The organism is Gluconacetobacter johannae (genome assembly GCF_014174305.1).
GTDB lineage: Bacteria > Pseudomonadota > Alphaproteobacteria > Acetobacterales > Acetobacteraceae > Gluconacetobacter > Gluconacetobacter johannae.
Genome location: NZ_JABEQH010000003.1, coordinates 1 through 19,057, shown reverse-complemented (window position 1 = coordinate 19,057; position 19,057 = coordinate 1). Strand labels below are relative to the sequence as shown.

The following is a 19,057-nucleotide window of genomic DNA, read 5'->3' as shown; positions in this document are numbered from 1 at the left end:
GAAGGATGCCCCTGTCCCATGGATTTCAAAAGCCTCGAAGCAGCAATATGGGTGGACAGGCTCGGCAGCTTCAAAGCCGCGGCCGAGGCCCTGCGGATGACCCAGCCGGCTGTCTCGGCCCGGATCTTCCAGCTCGAGGAGATGCTCGGCGCCCAGATCTTTTATCGTTCCGGCAAGAGGGTCTCCCTCACGCCGGTCGGCGTGACACTGATCGACTACGCCGAGCAGATTCTCGGGCTGCGGGAGACCGCCATCGCGAAAATCAAGGGTCACAACGAGGAGCATGGAATCATCCGGATCGGCGCGATGGAAACCGCCGTCCATACCTGGCTTCCCTCCCTGATGTGTGCAATTTCCGAGAAATACCAGCATGTGGCCGTCGATTTCGACGTCAACGTATCCGACGAGATCCAGCGCAAGGTGCTCAAGGGGATGCTGGACATCGGTTTCTATATTGGCGCGACCAATTCTCCCATGCTGACCGAAACCCATCTCTGTGATTTCGAGATGGCCCTGATCTGCCCCGCCCATCTCATTTCCGAGCAAGGTGGCCGAGTCGACCTGAAGGCTCTACCGCCCATGCCGATAATGACTTTCTCCCGCAATACCGTTCCTCATGCGATCCTGGGCAGCCTGCTGTCCCGCGAGGGAATCGTCCATCATCGCGTCTGCGCCATGAACTCGGTTCCAACGATCATCGACATGCTTTGCAAGGGTGTCGGCCTGGCATTGCTTCCCGTCGAGGTCATCCGCCACCATCTCGAACAAGGCGTGCTGAGGATCATGGATATCGGATTGAGGCTTCCAGCCATGGAATGTGTCGCCGGACGTCTCGTCAAACATGGCTCGAACGTGGTTGAGGACATCGTCGCCCTTGCTGTCGAGTCCATCGAACGGACGAGAGGCAACGCCTCATCACCAATTCTGCCGTCGGGCTAATACCAACGGTTCAGTTCCATGATCTCCCACGCAGCCTCGTTCCTGGTATCCAAATAAATATCAACCAACCTTGGTGGCGTCATCATGCCTGTCAGGCTATGACGGGAAGCATCTGGACTCATCCCCTTTTCGTTTTCATGTCCGCGTCATGCGACGGCATATCCACCGGTTGTCTGTCCTGCGCCGACCAGATGCGATTCATGGGATAGATAACGGCCCCCCTGAACTGCGCGCGGCCGCCTTCACTGAAAAGAGAAACGCGATCGAATTTCTGGGAGGGAAAGAACGTTTCCGTCATCACCGTCCGACCTTCATCGGCGAATAGTTCCATCGAAGCCGCGTCCATCAACAACCGCAGTTTCATCTGCACGGTCGTCGCGTCACGCGGGGCGCTGTGAACCCCGGCGGCAAACCGGTCAGAGAAAGCCGGATCGCCGGCCTTGCGCCGATCGCTGAAATAGCGGCCGGTCGCGCCGTCATAACCGACCCGGAATTCCTCACCGCGCGCATTGGAAAAGATCAGGCCGAAGCGGACCGGCCCGGCGGGCCGGTCGAACCGCAACAGCATGTCCGACTGGCTGACGGTGTCCCGATCCAGGGCCAGGGCCAGCCTGCCGTCAACGCGGCGTGCGGACACGACATGAGGTGTCCCGCGCAGAGTCTCCATCTCCCGTACCGGATTGACGAAAAGGCGGAATCCTGCCGGCGTCTTGTGCAGGGCGAGCGTGCGCGGCACGGTCATGGCGCCCCTCCATCGCTCGGTTGGAACCTTTGCCGCATAGTCCCAGTTCGCCATCCAGCCGATCGCGATGCGACGTCCATCGGACGCCGGCACGTCCGACCAACTGACGACGGCATAATCGTCTCGCCCCCAGTCAAGCCACACGCCACCCAGTCTCCGCACGGCTGCCGCGAACTGGGGATCGAGGGTGAAATGCGTCCCGTCGAAATCCCCAATGAAATATTGCACCCCGGACCCGCCATTGGGCCCGCCCGCATTCAGGCTCTGCACAAGCACCCATTTCGTCTCGCCGCTTTCCCGAACCGTCAACGGGAACAGGTCGGGGCATTCCCACGTCCCGCCATGTCCGCCAATGCCCTTGCCGAATGCGCTGAGATAGCGCCAGTTCTTCAGATCGGGCGAACCGTAGAAGACGCTGTGGTCCCCCTCTGCCAGCGCCATCACCCATTGATGCGACGCGGCGTGCCACGCGACCTTGGGATCGCGAAAATTTCTCTCGTCCCCCGGGTTGGGCAGAACGGGATTGCCCGCATATTTCACCCAGGTCCGGCCCCGGTCGGTGCTGTAGGCAAGGTGTTGACCTTCAGGTTGCGTCAGCCCGGCCGCCTTGAATTCCCGATTATGCGCGGTATAGACCGCCACCATGGGTGGGGTCCCCTTGGGGCCAAGGCCACTGCTATTGCGCCAGTCAACAACGACACTGCCCGACCAGGCCTGGCCCCATTTGTCCGGCCCAAGCGCCACAGGCAGATTTTCCCAATGTATCAGATCGCGCGAGACCGCATGCCCCCAGGATATCGGTCCCCAGACCGCGGCATGCGGATTATATTGATAGAACAGGTGATATTCGCCGTCGAAGTAAACGAGCCCGTTGGGGTCGTTCATCCAGTATTCCGGCGGAGAAAAATGAAACTGAAGCCTATGATTTTCGGAATAGCGCGCCGGCGCCGGATCGAAGGCTGAAGCATGGCCGGGAGGGGATGCGTCGCGCGCCCCGGCATCCGGTTGCGCGGGGGACATATCGGCGCACGCGCCAAGCATCAGGCAACCGAAGGAAGCGCACAGAGCCGCAAGCAGACGAGTCATGGAATCCACTTTCTGTCGGTCGGACAGGCAGCCAGGCGTCGCAGGGAACGCGGCTATTCGCCCGACGGAGCGGGGGGAGCAGAACGCCTGTACGCCAGCCATCTTGATACAATCTCGTACTGAGGGCGCCAGACTGGACGGCCGTTCATTATGGCGATGGTTGCCGTCGATTGACATGGGCGACTGGCGAACTGCACGTAAAATGCAGCCCGCCAGCACCACCTTGGTCATAAAACCGATTTCCAGACGAGACCCTCCTGTGCCGACTGCGGCCTTCAGAACGTCATGTCGACACGACCGTAATAATATCCGCCCGTCATCGGAATACTTGCCGCGTTGGTATCGTAAATATTCGTCCCATTATAGCGTGTCGACTGCGGGATGTTACGAGGACGAATGTTGAAGATGTTGTTGGCGCCGACGGCCACATGCCAGTTGGAATTGACCCGGTAGCCGATCTGCAGATCGGTCAGCCAACGAGGCGCCCCCTTGAACTGATAGAAACATTTTGTCGAATACTGCTTGGGCGACCCGTCGGGACAGGTACCCGTCGCCCAGTCCTGATAGGTCAGCAGGCTGGTCGTTTCGCCGTAACGGCTCTGGCGGACGTTGATGTCGAAATTGCCGATCGTCCAAAGGGCGTTGAGGATCAGCTTGCTCCGCGGATATTCGGTCGTGAACTGCGAGATCGCCTGAGCATTGAGAAGCGGCGCGCCGTTCGCGCCGCTGGCGATATGACCGACGCGGGTGCGGTTCAGATCCAGCGCAGCCGTCAACGCCACATTGCCGTAGCGGTGCAGATGCAGCAGGTAGTCCGCCTTGATATCGACACCCTGGGTGCGCGTGCTGGCGCCGTTCGTAATGTAATTGGCTGTGACGTTCTGGGCCGGAATGGTCGACGGCACGCTGAAACCGAAGGATTCCAGGGCAGCGACCGCCGGCAACCCGTTATAGGAGCTGCTGCTGACCAGACGGTCCCGGATCGCGATCTGGTAGGCGTCGACTTCGACGTGGAAACCGTCGATCGGCTCCAGAACGAAGCCGCCCGACAGATTCCACGACCGTTCGGGCTTGAGCGGCGTGGCGCCCAGTTCACGCGCGGCCGCCGAATTTGCGGGCAGCAGTCCACCCGCAATCGTCGGTGACAGGCTGGCGGAACTGTAATGCTGTTCGGCCAGGGTCGGCGCACGGAAGCCGTTGCTGACCGTACCCCGGATCGCGATCCGTCGCGTGAAGTCGTAGCGTGTCGAAACCTTTCCGTTTTCGGTATTGCCGGAGTCCGTATAGTGCTCGAACCGTCCGGCCAGATCGATATCCCAGTGCGGAAGCGGCTTGATGTCGGTGTCGACATATCCGGCCCAGATGTCGCGGCTCCAGGACCCGGCATTGCTGGGCGTCAGTCCGACAATGGCCTGCGGCCCGCCGAGCTGATAGGACGAGGGCTCGCCCGGCGACAGTTCATATGTCTCAAGACGATGCTCCGCTCCGAAAGCCAGGTTGAGCGGCATATGGAACGGCAGGGTAAACCCGCGGCGAAAATCCAGCTTGTTATCCCACTGCGCGGCCGTGAAGCCCTTGAGGAAAAATTCGGTCTTCGCGTAGCCACACCCGTCCCCCGAGGCAAAAGGGGATGTCGGATCGACCGATGCGGGAACGCAGGTCGGCTTCAGCATGCCGAGATTGATGTTGTTGTTCGTCGAGATATTGATCTGATCGGCGCCGTACGTGGTGCTGAGGTTCCAGTCGAAGCCGAAGAAATCGTGCCCTTTCAGCCCGAGCGTGGCGGCGTAGTCGTTTTCATCGCCCGCATCGATCGGTTCGAAACCGTACGGATAGACCGAAGGCAGCACGGTGGGCAGGCGAAATTGCTCGAACGCCTGCGAATGACGGTGGGCGTACGTAATGAGGCCGTACCCGTCCACCTTCGCGGACAATGGCTTGCCGAAGGCGAGTGCCAGGGATTCCCGGGTTTCCTCGGGGACGTTTGTGACCTTGTTCGAATAGAGCGGAACCTTGAGATTGCCGGTATAAGCCCCCGCCGTGTAGGCGCCAGGCGGCGCCTGGTCTTCGATCAGCCGGTGATCGATGGCCTTGATGACGGAATAGTCACGGTGCATGAACTGCCCGGACAGATGCAGGTAGCCGTCATTGCCGAGCCTGATGCCGCCGTCGGCGTCGAGCTGGGCGGTCCAGCCGTCGCCATTATAGGCGTTGGCGCCGGTCGTCGCGCTGACATGCAGGCCCGAGGGCTTCTTTTTCGTAATGATATTGACCACGCCGGCGATCGCGTCGGAACCATACAGCGCAGCAGCGCCGTCTTCCAGCACTTCGATATGGTCGATCGAGGCTGCGGGGATCGTGTTCAGATCGGTCGGGGTGGACCCGAAATTCACCCCCGCGCCGGTGCTGATATTCGCTGTCGTGTGGCGGCGGACGCCATCAACCAGAACAAGCACGTGATTGGGGTTCAATCCGCGCATGCGAATGGACGACGTCAGGGCGTCCGCGTTCTGTCCCATCGCCTGGATGTTGATGGACGGATAGGTGCGCGCCAGCGCCTCGCCCAAATTCGGCACGCCCGTGCGCGCCAGCGCGGCCGCCGTGACGACCGTAATCGGGCTGGAACTCTGGCGCGCGTGGCGATTGGGTGCGCGCGTTCCTGTCACGATGACCTGCTCATCCGCGTCAGACTTGTGCTTCGAATGAGCGCCGCCTCGCGCCTTGCCCGTCGCAGCCGCGCGAGAGGGCTTCTTCGCAATATTGTCGTCCTGGGCTTCCAGACTTCCATCATTCGCACGTGCGGTCGCCGCCTGAGGAAGCGTTACGGCAGCGGTTGCGAACAGGCCAAAGGCTGCCAGACATGTCACCGGCCGCAAGGCAGTGCCGGCCTTCCACCTCGAAGTGGCCAAAAATTTCACCTTCTCGCGTCTATGAATTGCAAGTTTCGTTGAAAGAGCAACGTCAACATTGCCATGTGACCGCGACTCCGGGGAATGCTGAAGCAACATTTTCGTCCTCCTTACATGTAATGATGTAGGAATAATCCCGTTACGTAACGATATATTCAGGCCTCTACCGACGGCACACTCTCGCCGATCAGGCAATGATTTCAGTTTCGGAAAATTCAAGGCAGCAACGCCGGCTGCTTCGTTGCAAATTACGCCAGAGTCCGGAATATGGCAGTATAATTAAATTGTATGACCCCGCCGCTTCCACCGGACAGGCGCCTTATGCCCCCTCCCTCTCCGGGAGAGGCCGGAGACGCTCATGACATTACGAAATCGGAAATATTTTTTTGTGGTGTGGGGTCTGCCACGTACCCACCAGGCGTTTCCTCAGGCGCTCCCTGCGAATGCCGTCCTGTCATACAGCACACCCGACCCCGGCCGGCATTCCAGCACGAGAGCCGCCACCATGACCGACGCATGCCGCCCGTGGGCAAGCTGGGGACCGGCACATCCAGCCGCTGATTCATTGACTAACGAGGCGAGATTGCCTATTATCTAAGCACCACGCCCTTGCCGCCAGATGGAGTTTCACTTGGACATAAGACGGCTGCAGGCATTTGTAAAAATAATAGACCTTGGCAGCATCTCGCGTGCTGCCGACCTCCTCAATATTGCCCAGCCCGCACTCAGTCAGCAATTGGCGGCACTTGAAAGTGCTTTCAAGCAGAAGCTCGTCATCAGAAGCAAGAGCGGCGTCACCCCGACGACGGCCGGTCTGGAACTATATCGGCACGCGCAAACATTAATCAAGCAGCTCGACAGGGCCATGGTCGAAATCAGCAGCGGCGTCGGGCCACTGGTGGGCAAGGTGTCGGTCGGGCTTTCACCATACAGTGCCGGGTCGACCCTCGCCGTCGACCTCCTGCAGCGCGTTCGGTCGCGCCTTCCGGGTATCACCCTTCATTTAACCGAAAGCTTCGACGATATATACAGCGAGTTGATTATGACCGGCCGGCTGGATATGGCCGTCATTCATGGCTCCGGTCCGATCAAGGGTGTCGTCTTCACACCGTTGATGAAAGAGGACTTCTTTCTTCTTGCACCCCTATCGCTGGAATTTCCACAAGATTCGACTGGCGCGGTTCAACTGGCGGACATCGTCGATATTCCTCTCCTGGTTCCACCCAAGCATAATTTCGTCCGCAGCCGCATTGACATGGCTTTTCTACGCAAGCAGCTCAAGCCCAACATAATCGCGGAAATAGAAGCTCTGCTTACGTTGCAGGAATCGATAGCCGAAGGCATCGGCAGCACAATTCTCCCGTGGTCCGTCGCCAGTCGCATTGTCGTGCCCGACAGATCCAGAATTTATCCCTTGCGAAACCCGGTTATCCAGGAAGATGTATCTCTCTGCATTCCCGAAACGGTTCCGGAAACCGAAGCTTCGGTCGCCGTCCGGGAACAGCTGATCGATTTGGCCAGGGCGATGGCAACCTCGCGGAACTGGCCGGGAACGCAGGCATCCTAGCCGGCCAGTTCATCCCGCAGCCCCGCCAAGGTTGGGTCTGGTCAGGGCCTCGTGGCGCAAGATCTCCATAAGCCGTTCTCTGGACAGAAGATCTTCTTCGAGCACCAGGTCACCAACCTTCCGGTGCTCCGCGAGGGCGCGCTTCGCGATCGTTGAACACACGTCGTATCCAAGCACCGGCACAAGCGCCGTCACCACCCCGATATTATTTTCCGATAAATACTGGCACCTGGCGATATCGGCCTCGATTCCCCCAACGCATTTCGACTGAAGCGCATCGACGGCAGAGGTCAACAATTTCATCGAGGACAGAAGACAATAGCCGATCATCGGCTCGAACGGGTTAAGCTGAAGCTGTCCACCATCCGCGCACATCGTGATCGTCACATCATGCCCGGCGACGAGGTAGGCAACCTGATTCACCACTTCGGGTATGACCGGGTTGATCTTTCCGGGCATGATGGAAGACCCGGCCTGAACCGCGGGCAGCACGATCTCGCCCAGTCCGGCACGCGGTCCGCTCGACAGCAGTCTCAAATCGCTCGCAATCTTGGACAGCTTGAGGGCCAGCCTCTTCAACACGCCGGAAAACAGCGTGAACGCCCCGACGTCCGACGTCGCCTCGATCAGGTCGGCGGCAGACACCATCGGGCGTCCGGTCAATCGCGCCAGTTCGGCCGTGACCGCCTGCCTGTAGCGCGGGTCGGTATTCAGCCCGGTACCAACGGCCGTCCCCCCGAGATTGACCTGAAGAAACACGGCCGACTGGTCCTTCAGGCTCCGGATCTCCGCCTCGATCGTGCTCTTGAACGCGCCAAACTCCTGGCCCAGTGTCATCGGAACAGCGTCACGCAGTTGGGTACGACCGACCTTGAGGATCGATGCGAACTCCGCCGCCTTTACGTCAAGACCAGCCGCCAGTCTGGCGAGCGCGGCAACCAGAGGGTCGATAGCCAGAAGCGCCGCCAGCCTGAGAGCCGTCGGGTAGGCATCGTTGGTCGACTGCGCCATGTTGACATGGTCGTTGGGATGCAGGGCGGCATAGTCGCCCCGGAATTTGCCGGACATCTCGAGCGCGACGTTCGCGATGACCTCATTCGCATTCATGTTGGTGGATGTTCCCGCCCCACCCTGCATGGCATCCACGACGAAGTGGTCTCGGTAGCGTCCGTCGTTCAATATTTCAGTACATGCCTCGTCGATCGCCGTCGCACGCACGACATCCAGATGCCCCAAAGCGCGATTGGCGCGTGCGGCCGCCTGCTTGACGATCACCAGCGCCCGAACAAGCTCCTCAAACGCCCCGATGGGCGTGCCGCTGATCCGAAAATTCTCGATGGCCCGCTGGGTATGCACGCCCCAAAGGGCATCGGCGGGAATCTCGAGTTTCCCCAGCAGATCCCGCTCGACCCGATAGCCTGGCCGACAGGCGCGGCCCGAGGACAGGCTATCGCTGACTTCACTATCCCGCGTCATGTCGGCCATTGGGAATCCTGGGATGGGAGAATTGAGACGATCGACGTCACGCGCGGCGTTCGCGCCAACCGTCCTGGGATTGTAAGGTCGGCAGCCCCCTCCACCTCCATATAATTGTTGTATGGGGTCAGACTATTTTCGTCGGTATCTAAGCGAATACGAAACGATCTAGACTGGATCGAACCATAAGCAATATCGCGCTATCGAGACTGGAGAACCCATCGATGCCTGGCTTTGCAGACCGACTGAACGGGATTGCGATCTCCGCTTCCGCAGCCATGACGGACAAGGCGTCGGCGCTCAAGGCCCAAGGCGTGAAGATCGTCAGCCTCTCGTCGGGCGAACCCGACTTTCCGACGCCCGACCACGTCGTCGAGGCGGCCATCGTGGCCGCCCGCGGCGGGGACACCAAATACCCGCCGCAGGACGGCAAGCCGGCCCTGAAGAAGGCCGTGCAGAGCAAGTTCCTGCGGGATAACGGCCTTCATTACGAACTGGATGAAATCCTGATCGCGAATGGCGCGAAGCAGATCATCTACAACGCCATGATGGCCACCTGCAATCCGGGTGACGAAGTGGTGCTGCCGACGCCGTACTGGATCAGCTATGCCGACATCGCCCGGCTGGGGGGGGCCCGCATCGTGCAGGTCCCCTGCCCTGCCGGCAATGACTTCCGCTTGTCGGCCACGGATCTGGACGCGGCGATCACGCCGAAGACCAAATGGCTGGTGCTGAATTTCCCCAACAATCCGACGGGCGCCTGCTGCCCCCGTCAGGACCTGGAGGAGATCGCGGCCGTCCTGATGAAGCATCCGCATGTGTGGATCCTGACGGACGATATCTACGAACACCTCATTTACGACGACTTTGAATTCCGCACGCTGGCGGAAATCGAGCCGCGCCTGAAAGATCGGGTCCTGACGGTCAACGGCGTCTCCAAAGCCTATGCCATGACCGGCTGGCGCGTCGGATTCTGTGGCGGCCCGAGGGCACTGATCGCCGCCATGAACAACATGCAGGGCCAGGCCACCAGCGGCATCAACACGATCGCCCAGGCCGCCGCCATTGCGGCGCTTGAAGGCCCGCAGGACTATCTCAAGGATCGGGCGCGCGAATACCAGGCGCGACGGGACCTCGTCGTCGGCCTTCTGAACGCCATTCCCGGCCTGCGATGCCACACGCCGCAGGGCGCCTTCTACGTCTATCCCGAAATTGGCGCCTGCCTGGGGAAGACCACCAAAGGCGGCCGCCGGATCGAGACCGACACCGACTTCGTCATGGCGCTTCTCGAAGAGCAGCAGGTCGCCACCGTGCAGGGCGCGGCGTACGGGATGAGCCCCTTCTTCCGCATTTCCTATGCGACGGACACGGACACGCTGCGCGAGGGCTGCCGGCGCATTGCCGAATTCGTGTCCTCGTTGACGTAAGAATAAAAAAAGCCGGGGGAAGATATGTGCTTCCCCCGGCCGCGGCCCACGAGATCAATTCCCCGGCTAAAGGGGGCGAATCATCAATATTTCCGTGCCATATCCGACAAGATCCTCCGCTTGCCCGACGATTTCCACGACCTCGCCGTCGATCGGCGCCGTGACGGGAACCTGAAGGGTTTCAAGAGTCAGAAGAGCGACGATATCGCCCTTCCGGACAGTCGATCCGACAGGAGCGAACGCTTCTTCACCGAGCGGATTCACCAGACACAGACGGCCGAAGAATGGCGCCTTCGCGGCCACCAGTTCGGCTACCGCAGGTTGCGGCACAGGCTGGGCGATCATGCCTTGTCCCACCGCCGAGGGCGCCTGCGCGACCGAGAGTCGCAGCCGGCCGCCCATGCAGTTCGACAGTTCCACGGACTCCAGTCCCGCCTCGGCCAGCCAGGTCGCGATCTGGCCGATTTCCGCTATTTCCGGCAGCGTATCCAGGTCGGGGATCAATTTCGACGATCCGGTCATGACGGCGCCCTCTCCGCAAGCCATCGTTCGAGATAATGAATATCGACGCCTCCCTCCTGAAAGCGAGGGTCGGCCAGTACGTCCTGATGCAACCGCAGATTGGTGGAAACCCCCTCCACGCGCATTTCCGCCAGCGCGACGCGAAGACGCGCGATGGCTTCCTCTCGTGTCGCGCCGTGGCCGATAACCTTGCCGATCAGCGAGTCGTAATAGGGCTGAACCGTATAACCGCCGACAACATGCGTATCGACCCTGATTCCCGGACCGCCCGGCAGATCCCAGCGCGAAATCGTACCCGGTGAGGGCATGAATGAAAACGGGTCCTCGGCATTGATCCGGCATTCGATCGCATGACCGTACGTAACGACGTCTTCCTGCCTGATCGCCAGCGCCGCGCCTTGCGCGATTTTCAACTGTTCGCAGACGATATCGATACCGGTCGTCGCCTCGGTGATCGGGTGCTCCACCTGCACGCGCGTGTTCATCTCGATGAAGGCGAAAATACCGTCCTCATACAGGAACTCGAAGGTCCCGGCCCCGCGATATCCGATCTTGCGGCACGCCTCGGCACAACGGGCACCGATCTCGGCAATAACGGCAGGTGAAATGCCCGGCGCGGGCGCTTCTTCCAGCACCTTCTGGTGGCGCCTCTGCAGCGAACAGTCGCGTGCCCCCAGCCACAAAGCCGTCCCATGGGTATCGCAGAGCACCTGGATCTCGATGTGACGCGGCTTCTGCATGAAGCGCTCAAGATACAGGGTGGGGTTGCCGAATGCCTGCTGGGCCTCCTTCGCCGTCAGCGTCACAGCCTCGGCCAGATCGGCGGCATTCCATACGACACGCATGCCGCGACCACCGCCGCCGCCCGACGCCTTCACGATCACCGGAAAGCCGACGTCCGCGGCCAGGGCCTGAATCTCGTCCATCGAAGCGGGCAACGGTCCGTCAGAGCCGGGCACACATGGAACGCCTGCGTCCCGCATGGCGCGCTTGGCCGTGATCTTGTCACCCATCTGGCGAATGGACGCGCCGGTCGGGCCGATGAACGTCAGGCTTGCGGCTTCGACGGCATCCGCGAAATCGGCATTTTCCGAGAGAAATCCATACCCGGGATGAATGGCCGACGCCCCGGTGACTCTGGCCGCCAGCAACAGCGCATCGGTGTCCAGATAGCTCCGGGCCGCGGCTGCGGGCCCGATGCACAGAGCGACATCCGCTTCGCGCACATGACGGCTCTCAGCATCCGCTTCCGAATGAACAGCGACCGTTTCCAGCCCAAGTCGCCGGCACGCACGCTGGATCCTCAGGGCTATTTCGCCCCGATTGGCAATCAGAACCCGGTTGAAACGTTGTGTGTCGCTCATTTCAGACGAAACAGGGGCGAACCTGCCTCCACTTCCGCGCCATCCTGCACCAGAATCTCCACGATCTGACCCGACAGCGTCGCCTTGACCGCGTTGAATACCTTCATTGCCTCGACAAGCCCCACCTGCTGCCCGGCCTCTATATCTTGCCCGACCGTCACATACGGGGGTGTCCCCGGTGACGGAGAAAGGTGTAAAACGCCATAGGTAGGGGCCGTAATAACGCGCGGCTCTTCCGCCGGCGCGGCAGGCGGCGGTTCCGGGACGGTTGCCGTCTCCGCGCGATCAGTTGGCCGATGCACGACAACCGGCGCCGCGCCACCTGCGTTTCCACGGCTTATGCGGATCAGTTGACCGCCGTCTTCGATCTCCAATTCGGTGATCGGAGCATGCGCGAAGAGATCGATCAGGCGTTTAAGGCGCAGGATATCCACGGGCGTCACGCCGGATCAGTCGATTTCTTCGCGAAATTCAGCCCTCCGACCACCTGCATCGTCGGCAGTACTTCCATAAAGCTGACGTTCATGCGCTGCGGCGCCAGCACCGCAAAGGCAACCGAATTGGCAATGTCCACCGGAAGAAGAGACTCGTACTCGTCGAAAAACCTGCGCTTCGCTTCTTCCATGTCGCCGATCAATCGACCGAAGACTTCGGTCTCCACCCGCGCCGGCGAAATTTCGGTCACCCGCACATGCGACCCATACAGATCGCAGCGCAACTGTTGGGAAAGCGAATGCACCCCGGCCTTCGTCGCATGGTAGATCGTGTTGCCACCGGCGAACGCATAATGACCGGCGATCGAGCTGATATTGATAATATGCCCGCGATCACGCCGGATCATGCCCGGGACGACCAGATGGGTCAGCTGCAGGACAGCGCGCAGATTCACATCGACCAGGGCATCGATATCATCCGGGGTCGTGTTGGTGATATTGCCCGTGCGGGACTGCCCCGCGTTATTGACCAGAATATCCACGTCGAGCGTGCGGATCAGGTCTGCCATGCCGTCACGATCGGACACGCTCAGCGCATGGGGAATGCAGCCGGTCTCGTCGGCCAGCCGCGCCAGCCGGTCCTTGTCGCGGGCGACGGCGTGAACCTCGATCCCGGCCTCCCGCAGGCGCCCGACGATCGCCGCACCGATTCCAGATGAAGCTCCGGTGACGAGAGCGGTACGATACGGCTGGTTGCTCATCTGTTTGAATCCCGATCCTGCAAGGAATAAAGTCGCCGCCCGGCGCAGGACATCGTGCGTCGACCGGAAATTATCCGCTTGACGCTACTATCGTAACAATCAGAGCGCCAAGAGCAGTTCGTTCTTGCGTCATAAGATAATGCGATAGAAGGGGTTACCCAGATTGACCCATAAGATTATCCGATAGCCTCACAGCGAAAATGGCTCTGGCGAGCGCACCATGAACCGTCATATTTTCGATTATCGAATTGGAGAGTCTGAGCATATATCGTTGCGATATCGGTCTCAGATCCCGGTCTTTCACACCTTCGTGGCGTGAGCGGACATTGTGCTGGAGGCGGCGTACGGTGAACAGGGATACGACGCACAATCCGGGTCTGGAGGCCGCCATGCCGGCCGAGGCCGTGACCCATGCGGCGGGCGGCCAGCCAGTCGTCAGTATGATCGGGACACGGGCGATGCTGTTCGAGGCGCCGGGTGAATTCACACTCGCCCAGCAACGCCGGATCTGGGCATTGATGGAGGAAGCCGGCAGCCGCAACGACGTCCAGGAACTGATCCCTGGCGTAACGAACCTTATGCTGGTCTTTTCCGTTCCGCCGGAACGGCCCCAGACCGTGGCCGACTGGCTGCGGCACGCATGGGAGACATTGCCCGAACGGCATATCAAAGGACGCCTCTTCGAGGTCGGCGTGCGCTATGGCGGGGCATTGGGCGAAGACCTTGCCCATGTCGCCGCCCATACCGGGCTCTCGCCGTCGGACGTCATTTCCATCCACCATGCCGGCGAGTACACCGTCTGCGCGCTGGGCAGCGCGCCGGGGTTCGGATATCTGCACGGCCTCGACCCGCGCATCGCCACGCCCAGAAAGGCGGTTCCCTCCCTGAAAATGCTGGCCGGCACGGTGACGATCGGTGGCATGCAGGCCGGCATTTCCGCCCTGACGGGACCGAACGGCTGGAACTCCATCGGCTTTGCCGAACTCGCCCTCTTCGACCCGCAGAGGGACCCGCCCGCGCTGTTTTCGATCGGCGACCGTATCCGCTTCTATCCGGAAAGTATCGAACTGTGATAACCGTCCTCGAAACCTCAGCCCTGAATACGGTGCAGGATCTGGGACGATTCGGCTATCGCCAGTTCGGCGTCGGAACGTCGGGCGCCATGGATCCCCTGGCCCTGCAGGTCGGCAATATTCTTCTGGGCAATCAGCCGGATGACGCGGGCATCGAAATCCAGACCTATCCGTTCGCCGTTCGATTCGACGCCGCCGGCAGCTTCGCCGTAACGGGCGTCGACGCCGTTCTGGACCTCGACGGGCATCCCGTCCTGCCCTGGTCCGTCGAACATGCGGTGGTCGGGCAGGTTCTCACGGTGGGTCCCCCGCGCCGTGGCGCCCGCGCGTATGTATGCATCGCGGGTGGGGTGGATGTACCTCTGGTGCTCGGCTCGCGCAGCACCCAGTTGCGCGGCGGATTCGGCGGCCTGTCGGGCAGACCGCTCGAGGCAGGCGACAGGCTGAAAATCGCCGGCGGCCCGGCATCGTCGGGATATGGGGCCCTCCCGCCCGCCGTGGCCCTCAGCCGCCCGTGCGATCACGAAGGCAACGTCGTGACGCTACGCGCCATTCCCGCCACGGACTATCATCTCTTTACCGACGAGGCGCGCGACCGGTTCTGGCAGACGGAATGGCGCATCACGCCGCAGAGCGATCGCGTGGGATACCGCCTCAAAGGCGAACCCTTGACGCTCCAGCGCCCGATCGAACTGCGCTCGTACGGCATCGTCCCCGGTATCGTCCAGGTGCCTCCCGCCGGCGAGCCCATCGTGCAGATGGCCGACGCCAATACCGCCGGCGGCTACCCCAGGATCGCGGGTGTCATCGAGGCCGATCTGTGGCGCCTCGCCCAGGCGCGCATCGGCACCCGGATACGCTTCGAGGAATGCGATCATCACCAGGGGGTCGCTGCCATGCAGCCCATCGCATCCTATCTCGATGACCTCCGCATGATGGTCGCCCTCTACCGCGGATCCGCCCGACGGCGCGCTCCCCTTACGTCCGGAGCCCAGGCATGAAAATCGACCTCAATTCGGATATGGGCGAAGGCTTCGGCCGCTGGAGCATCGCCGACGACGACGGGCTGATGAACGTCGTGTCCTCGGCCAATATCGCGTGCGGATTCCATGCCGGCGATTACGCCATCATGGACCGCACGGTTCGGGCCGCGAAGGAACGAGGGGTCGGCATCGGCGCGCACCCCGGCCTGCCCGATCTCATCGGTTTCGGACGCAGGACAATGGCGGTATCCGACGCCGACATGGAGGCCATGCTGGCCTATCAGGTCGGCGCCCTGCAGGCGGTCGCGGCGCGGCACGGACACCGCGTGACGCATGTCAGCTATCACGCCGCATTCGGAACCATGGCCAATGCGGACGAAGGGCTCGCCCTGCGGCTGGCCCGCACCATCGCCGCATTGGACCGCGAACTGACCGTGTTTTCGATGCCCGGCCAGCTTACGGAACGTGCGGCGGAAAAGGCCGGCCTGCGTGTGCTGACCCTCTTTCTGGCCGATCGCGCCTATACGGCGGCGGGAACATTGGTGCCCCGCGGGCAACCAGGGGCCGTCATTCACGACCTGGCCGACGTCCGCGCCCGTGTGCGCCGGTTTCTGGAAGATGGGTCCGTCACGACCATCGACGGATCCCGCCTGCCGGTGAAGGCGCGTTCGATCCTGGTGCATAGCGATACGCCGGGATCACTGGAGCTTGCACGCGCCATTCGCTCGGAAATCGAAGCGACCGGCGCAGAGCTGACGCCCGCCCACCGGCTCATGGACTGATGCCCCGCAGGCATAAGAATTCCCTATCCGGGCGCAGCGAAGTTTTATGACCGAAAATGGAATCCGGAGCATTACACTATCGTGACGGTCCAGCGGCAGGACGCCAAAGGGCCATGATCGGTCCGTTATGAGGTGCACACGCGTCTGTGTCGTGCTTTGAGGTGAACATCGCTATGAAGCACGACCTGAAACGCGGAGCACTCCTGCTGGCATCGGCCACATTGTTTACGGCAATGCTGAATGCCCTCCAGAAATTGACCGGCTCCCAGCTTCCAGCACTTGAGATCATCTTCTTTCGGAATCTGTTTTCTCTGCCGTTCGTCATGATGATCGCCGCGCGAACGAAGATGACGCTGAAAACCAATCATTTTGGCGGCCATCTGACGCGCTCGGTCGTCGGCCTGGTCAGCATGATCATGGTCGTGGTGACGGTCACAAGGCTTCCGCTCGCGGAACAGCAGGTGCTCTCCTATACGCAGCCTCTCTTCCTTGTGCTGCTGTCGATCCCCCTGCTCCATGAAAAGCCGTCGCTTCATCGCTGGGTTGCGGTTTCGATCGGCTTCTCCGGGGTCATCGTTGTCGCGTTGGGAAAGGGCCTTCTGCATTCAGGGCCGGCATCCATCCCCAGTTGGGCCTACTTCGTGGCCCTTGCACAAGGCGCGGTCGGTGCATTGACCACCATGCAGATCCGGCAGCTTTCGGCGACGGAGTCGAGTACAACCATCGCCCTGTGGCAGGCCATCCTGATGACTGTCGCCACAGCCCTTCCCCTGCCTTTCCTCTGGACTACGCCACATATGACCGATGCCCTGTGTCTTGTCGCGGTCGGCGCCTTCGCCGGCATCGCGCAGGTCCTGCAAACCGAAGCATTCGCATCGGCTCAGGTGTCCGCCATCGGCCCCTTTGCCTACTCGGGTCTCCTTTGGGCGTCCATCATCGGTTGGTTCGGGTTTGGCGAAATTCCCGGCATCGCGATGCTGACTGGCGGGCTCCTGATTATCGGCTCGGGCGTGTGGATGCTGCGTCATGACCAACCGGCAAAACGGCCGTTAGCCGCCAGCGGAATGATGGCTCCCACCAACGTCAAAGGATTGTAGCCATGTCTGGTGAACGGACCGGCCCCGAGGGGCCATGCAGCACCGTATCCGGAGAATCGGCTATGGGCGCGCTGGCGCACGGAAAAGTCCCATCCCGATATGTGTTCTTTTCCCTTGTATTTCTGATGTACGTCATCAGCTACGGTGATCGCGCGGCCCTTTCCATCGCCCTTCCCGCCTTGGGGAAAGAATTCACATTGACCCCGGTCGAGATGGGCTGGGTGTCTTCAAGCTTCCTGTGGTCGTATTTTCTATTGAATCTGCCGTCGACGATCGTGCTCGACATTGTCGGTGCTCGCATTGTCGGCAGCGTCGCCGTTGCCCTCTGGTCCTGCGCGATGCTGCTGGGCGGCATGGTTCAAAATATTTCGCAGTTCCTGATGACCCGTGTACTGCTCGGCGTTGGAGAGGCGCCGACATTCGGCGTCGGGGCGACAGTCGTCAGGAACTGGGCGCTTCCGAAAGAGCGCGGATCGGTCATGACCGTCCTTCTGACCGGTATGCAACTGGGCCTGGCGGGCGGCACGATCGCGGGCGCGTATATGATTGCACTGTTCGGATGGCGCTGCGAGTTTATCGCGCTGGGCATTATCGGCCTGATCTGGGCCGCGGCATGGTGGCTGATTTATCGGAACCCCACTGACGGATTACGCCAGCAAAAAAGGACTCCCATATCGATTCGCGAGGTGCAAGCGCTCTTCAGATCGCCGTCCTTTATTGGAATCCTTGTCGTGCAATGCACGCAAAATTATCTCAACTTCCTGGTCATGTCATGGATGCCGCTCTACCTGATTCACGAACTGCATATTGACGTTACCGGGTCGGGAACCAACACGGCTCTTTGCTATTTGTCCGCTGCTGCCGGTGCGGTAATATTAGGGCGGATTTCCGAACGCATCGTGTTCCGGAATAGCCTGCATCCCCCACGCCGACGGTTCATTGTAGCAGCCTGCCTCACTGGGGCCGCGTCGATCGGGCTACTGCCCCATTTTCATACCATGACACCAATTCTCTTGGTTCTTTCGATCTCGCTTTGCTGCCTGATTGCTGCAAATGGCGCCAATACCGCGTTACTCACCGACCTTGTCGAAGACGGGCAAAAGATCGGCGCCGTAACCGGCGTGACCCTGACATTCAGCAATTCGCTCGGACTTCTTGCACCGATCGTGACCGGGTATATCGTGTCTTACACAGGACGCTTCGACATCGCCTGGTATATGTGCGGTGCGGCGCTGGTTGTAGCTGGCCTGCTGTCGATCATCACGGTACGCCAATCGATTACCATGCACGCGAGTGATGAGTGACCTTGCCCCCTGAAATGCCCTCGACTTGAAGTAAGGTCTGTCCATTGGAGACAGACGATGAAGAAGGCGCGTTTCACACAGGACCAGATCATTGAGATCCTGAAGGAGCATCAGGCGGGCGCCACGGCGACCGATCTGTGCCGCAAGCACGGGATCAGCGATGCGACGTTCTACACCTGGCGCTCGAAATACGGCGAGATGGAAGTGTCGGAAGCGCGGCGGCTCAAGGCTCTTGAAGAAGAGAACGCGAAGCTGAAGCGGCTCCTGGCGGAGAGCGTGATGGACGTCTCGACGTTGAAGGAACTGCTGGCAAAAAACTCGCGACGCCCGGTTTGCGGCGGGACGCCGTGACCTGGGCGATAACCGAACGGGATTACTCGCAGTGACCTGCTGTGGAGAATTTCCTCCGATTTGAAATAGAGTCTGGCCCATTGAGAGGACAGACTGATGAAGCGCAGCCGTTTCAGCGAAGAGCAGATCTGAATAGCCCCTAGTTTTCTAGACGCCTTGAACATTCAAAATCTGCTGTTGTTCGAATTGCACGGGTGACAGCATCCCGTTCCTGACGTGCTTGCGCACCGGATTATAGAA

At 60.8% G+C, this 19,057-nt stretch carries 15 protein-coding genes and 1 pseudogene; 9 read left to right on the top strand and 7 right to left on the bottom strand.

The annotated features are described in order from the left end of the window. Positions 1-18 precede the first annotated feature (18 nt). Entirely contained in the window at positions 19-939 is a 921-nt protein-coding gene (locus HLH21_RS02745) for a LysR family transcriptional regulator (protein WP_182940936.1), read from the top strand. A gap of 118 nt (positions 940-1,057) precedes the next feature. On the opposite strand, the gene HLH21_RS02740 is transcribed toward HLH21_RS02745, so the two are convergent. Both HLH21_RS02740 and HLH21_RS02735 read right to left on the bottom strand, forming a co-directional pair. Further along, positions 1,058-2,998, bottom strand: coding sequence for a glycoside hydrolase family 32 protein (locus tag HLH21_RS02740; RefSeq protein WP_182940933.1), 1,941 nt, complete (start codon positions 2,996-2,998; stop codon positions 1,058-1,060). A 44-nt stretch (positions 2,999-3,042) separates the two neighbouring features. Beyond that, complete coding sequence (locus tag HLH21_RS02735; protein ID WP_182940930.1) at positions 3,043-5,775, bottom strand: TonB-dependent receptor plug domain-containing protein; 2,733 nt, start codon at positions 5,773-5,775, stop codon at positions 3,043-3,045. 532 nt (positions 5,776-6,307) lie between these two features. On the opposite strand from HLH21_RS02735, the gene HLH21_RS02730 reads away from it, so the two are divergent. After that, positions 6,308-7,243, top strand: a complete 936-nt coding sequence (locus tag HLH21_RS02730) for a LysR substrate-binding domain-containing protein (protein ID WP_182940927.1) — start codon at positions 6,308-6,310, stop codon at positions 7,241-7,243. A 9-nt stretch (positions 7,244-7,252) separates the two neighbouring features. Here HLH21_RS02730 and HLH21_RS02725 read toward each other — a convergent pair whose 3' ends face one another. After that, positions 7,253-8,719 carry an aspartate ammonia-lyase gene (locus HLH21_RS02725; protein ID WP_246379131.1) on the bottom strand — a complete coding sequence of 489 codons (1,467 nt, stop codon included), beginning with the start codon at positions 8,717-8,719 and terminating at the stop codon, positions 7,253-7,255. Between the two features lie 224 nt (positions 8,720-8,943). Here HLH21_RS02725 and HLH21_RS02720 point away from each other — a divergent pair, with 224 nt between their 5' ends. After that, positions 8,944-10,146: a pyridoxal phosphate-dependent aminotransferase gene (locus HLH21_RS02720; RefSeq protein WP_182940922.1), complete on the top strand. Its 1,203-nt coding sequence runs from the start codon at positions 8,944-8,946 to the stop codon at positions 10,144-10,146. 66 nt (positions 10,147-10,212) lie between these two features. Here HLH21_RS02720 and HLH21_RS02715 read toward each other — a convergent pair whose 3' ends face one another. Genes HLH21_RS02715 through HLH21_RS02700 form a run of 4 tightly spaced genes read right to left on the bottom strand, consistent with a single transcriptional unit; the run spans position 10,213 to position 13,227 of the window. Further along, positions 10,213-10,668: an acetyl-CoA carboxylase biotin carboxyl carrier protein gene (locus tag HLH21_RS02715; protein WP_182940919.1), complete on the bottom strand. Its 456-nt coding sequence runs from the start codon at positions 10,666-10,668 to the stop codon at positions 10,213-10,215. Beyond that, the gene (gene accC / locus HLH21_RS02710) at positions 10,665-12,032 is read right to left on the bottom strand and encodes an acetyl-CoA carboxylase biotin carboxylase subunit (protein WP_182940916.1); all 1,368 of its coding nucleotides are present in this window, start codon (positions 12,030-12,032) and stop codon (positions 10,665-10,667) included. The genes HLH21_RS02715 and accC overlap by 4 nt, the downstream gene beginning before the upstream one ends. After that, on the bottom strand, positions 12,029-12,466 hold the full coding sequence (locus HLH21_RS02705) for an acetyl-CoA carboxylase biotin carboxyl carrier protein (protein WP_182940913.1): 438 nt from the start codon (positions 12,464-12,466) through the stop codon (positions 12,029-12,031). The genes accC and HLH21_RS02705 overlap by 4 nt, the downstream gene beginning before the upstream one ends. 5 nt (positions 12,467-12,471) lie before the next feature. Continuing rightward, entirely contained in the window at positions 12,472-13,227 is a 756-nt protein-coding gene (locus HLH21_RS02700) for an SDR family oxidoreductase (RefSeq protein WP_182940910.1), read from the bottom strand. A gap of 389 nt (positions 13,228-13,616) precedes the next feature. On the opposite strand from HLH21_RS02700, the gene pxpB reads away from it, so the two are divergent. The 6 genes and pseudogenes from pxpB to HLH21_RS02670 all read left to right on the top strand — a co-directional run. Next, complete coding sequence (gene pxpB, locus HLH21_RS02695; RefSeq protein WP_182941335.1) at positions 13,617-14,300, top strand: 5-oxoprolinase subunit PxpB; 684 nt, start codon at positions 13,617-13,619, stop codon at positions 14,298-14,300. Further along, positions 14,297-15,301, top strand: a complete 1,005-nt coding sequence (locus HLH21_RS02690; protein ID WP_182940907.1) for a 5-oxoprolinase subunit C family protein — start codon at positions 14,297-14,299, stop codon at positions 15,299-15,301. The genes pxpB and HLH21_RS02690 overlap by 4 nt, the downstream gene beginning before the upstream one ends. Continuing rightward, the gene (locus tag HLH21_RS02685; protein WP_182940904.1) at positions 15,298-16,065 is read left to right on the top strand and encodes a LamB/YcsF family protein; all 768 of its coding nucleotides are present in this window, start codon (positions 15,298-15,300) and stop codon (positions 16,063-16,065) included. The genes HLH21_RS02690 and HLH21_RS02685 overlap by 4 nt, the downstream gene beginning before the upstream one ends. Positions 16,066-16,238: 173 nt before the next feature. Then, the gene (locus HLH21_RS02680) at positions 16,239-17,162 is read left to right on the top strand and encodes a DMT family transporter (RefSeq protein WP_182940901.1); all 924 of its coding nucleotides are present in this window, start codon (positions 16,239-16,241) and stop codon (positions 17,160-17,162) included. Between the two features lie 62 nt (positions 17,163-17,224). Further along, complete coding sequence (locus HLH21_RS02675; RefSeq protein ID WP_182940898.1) at positions 17,225-18,466, top strand: MFS transporter; 1,242 nt, start codon at positions 17,225-17,227, stop codon at positions 18,464-18,466. Between the two features lie 57 nt (positions 18,467-18,523). Then, positions 18,524-18,849: pseudogene (locus HLH21_RS02670) on the top strand (transposase); the annotation flags it as partial. Between the last annotated feature and the right edge of the window lie 208 nt (positions 18,850-19,057).

What these genes read in the sequence shown, in the direction of transcription:
- HLH21_RS02745 (WP_182940936.1), top strand. Translation starts at nt 19, where the DNA reads ATGGATTTCAAAAGCCTCGAAGCAGCAATATGGGTGGACAGGCTCGGC.
- HLH21_RS02740 (WP_182940933.1), bottom strand. Translation starts at nt 2,998, where the DNA reads ATGACCAAGGTGGTGCTGGCGGGCTGCATTTTACGTGCAGTTCGCCAG.
- HLH21_RS02735 (WP_182940930.1), bottom strand. Translation starts at nt 5,775, where the DNA reads ATGTTGCTTCAGCATTCCCCGGAGTCGCGGTCACATGGCAATGTTGAC.
- HLH21_RS02725 (WP_246379131.1), bottom strand. Translation starts at nt 8,719, where the DNA reads ATGACGCGGGATAGTGAAGTCAGCGATAGCCTGTCCTCGGGCCGCGCC.
- HLH21_RS02720 (WP_182940922.1), top strand. Translation starts at nt 8,944, where the DNA reads ATGCCTGGCTTTGCAGACCGACTGAACGGGATTGCGATCTCCGCTTCC.
- HLH21_RS02715 (WP_182940919.1), bottom strand. Translation starts at nt 10,668, where the DNA reads ATGACCGGATCGTCGAAATTGATCCCCGACCTGGATACGCTGCCGGAA.
- accC (WP_182940916.1), bottom strand. Translation starts at nt 12,032, where the DNA reads ATGAGCGACACACAACGTTTCAACCGGGTTCTGATTGCCAATCGGGGC.
- HLH21_RS02700 (WP_182940910.1), bottom strand. Translation starts at nt 13,227, where the DNA reads ATGAGCAACCAGCCGTATCGTACCGCTCTCGTCACCGGAGCTTCATCT.
- pxpB (WP_182941335.1), top strand. Translation starts at nt 13,617, where the DNA reads ATGCCGGCCGAGGCCGTGACCCATGCGGCGGGCGGCCAGCCAGTCGTC.
- HLH21_RS02685 (WP_182940904.1), top strand. Translation starts at nt 15,298, where the DNA reads ATGAAAATCGACCTCAATTCGGATATGGGCGAAGGCTTCGGCCGCTGG.
- HLH21_RS02680 (WP_182940901.1), top strand. Translation starts at nt 16,239, where the DNA reads ATGAAGCACGACCTGAAACGCGGAGCACTCCTGCTGGCATCGGCCACA.
- HLH21_RS02675 (WP_182940898.1), top strand. Translation starts at nt 17,225, where the DNA reads ATGGGCGCGCTGGCGCACGGAAAAGTCCCATCCCGATATGTGTTCTTT.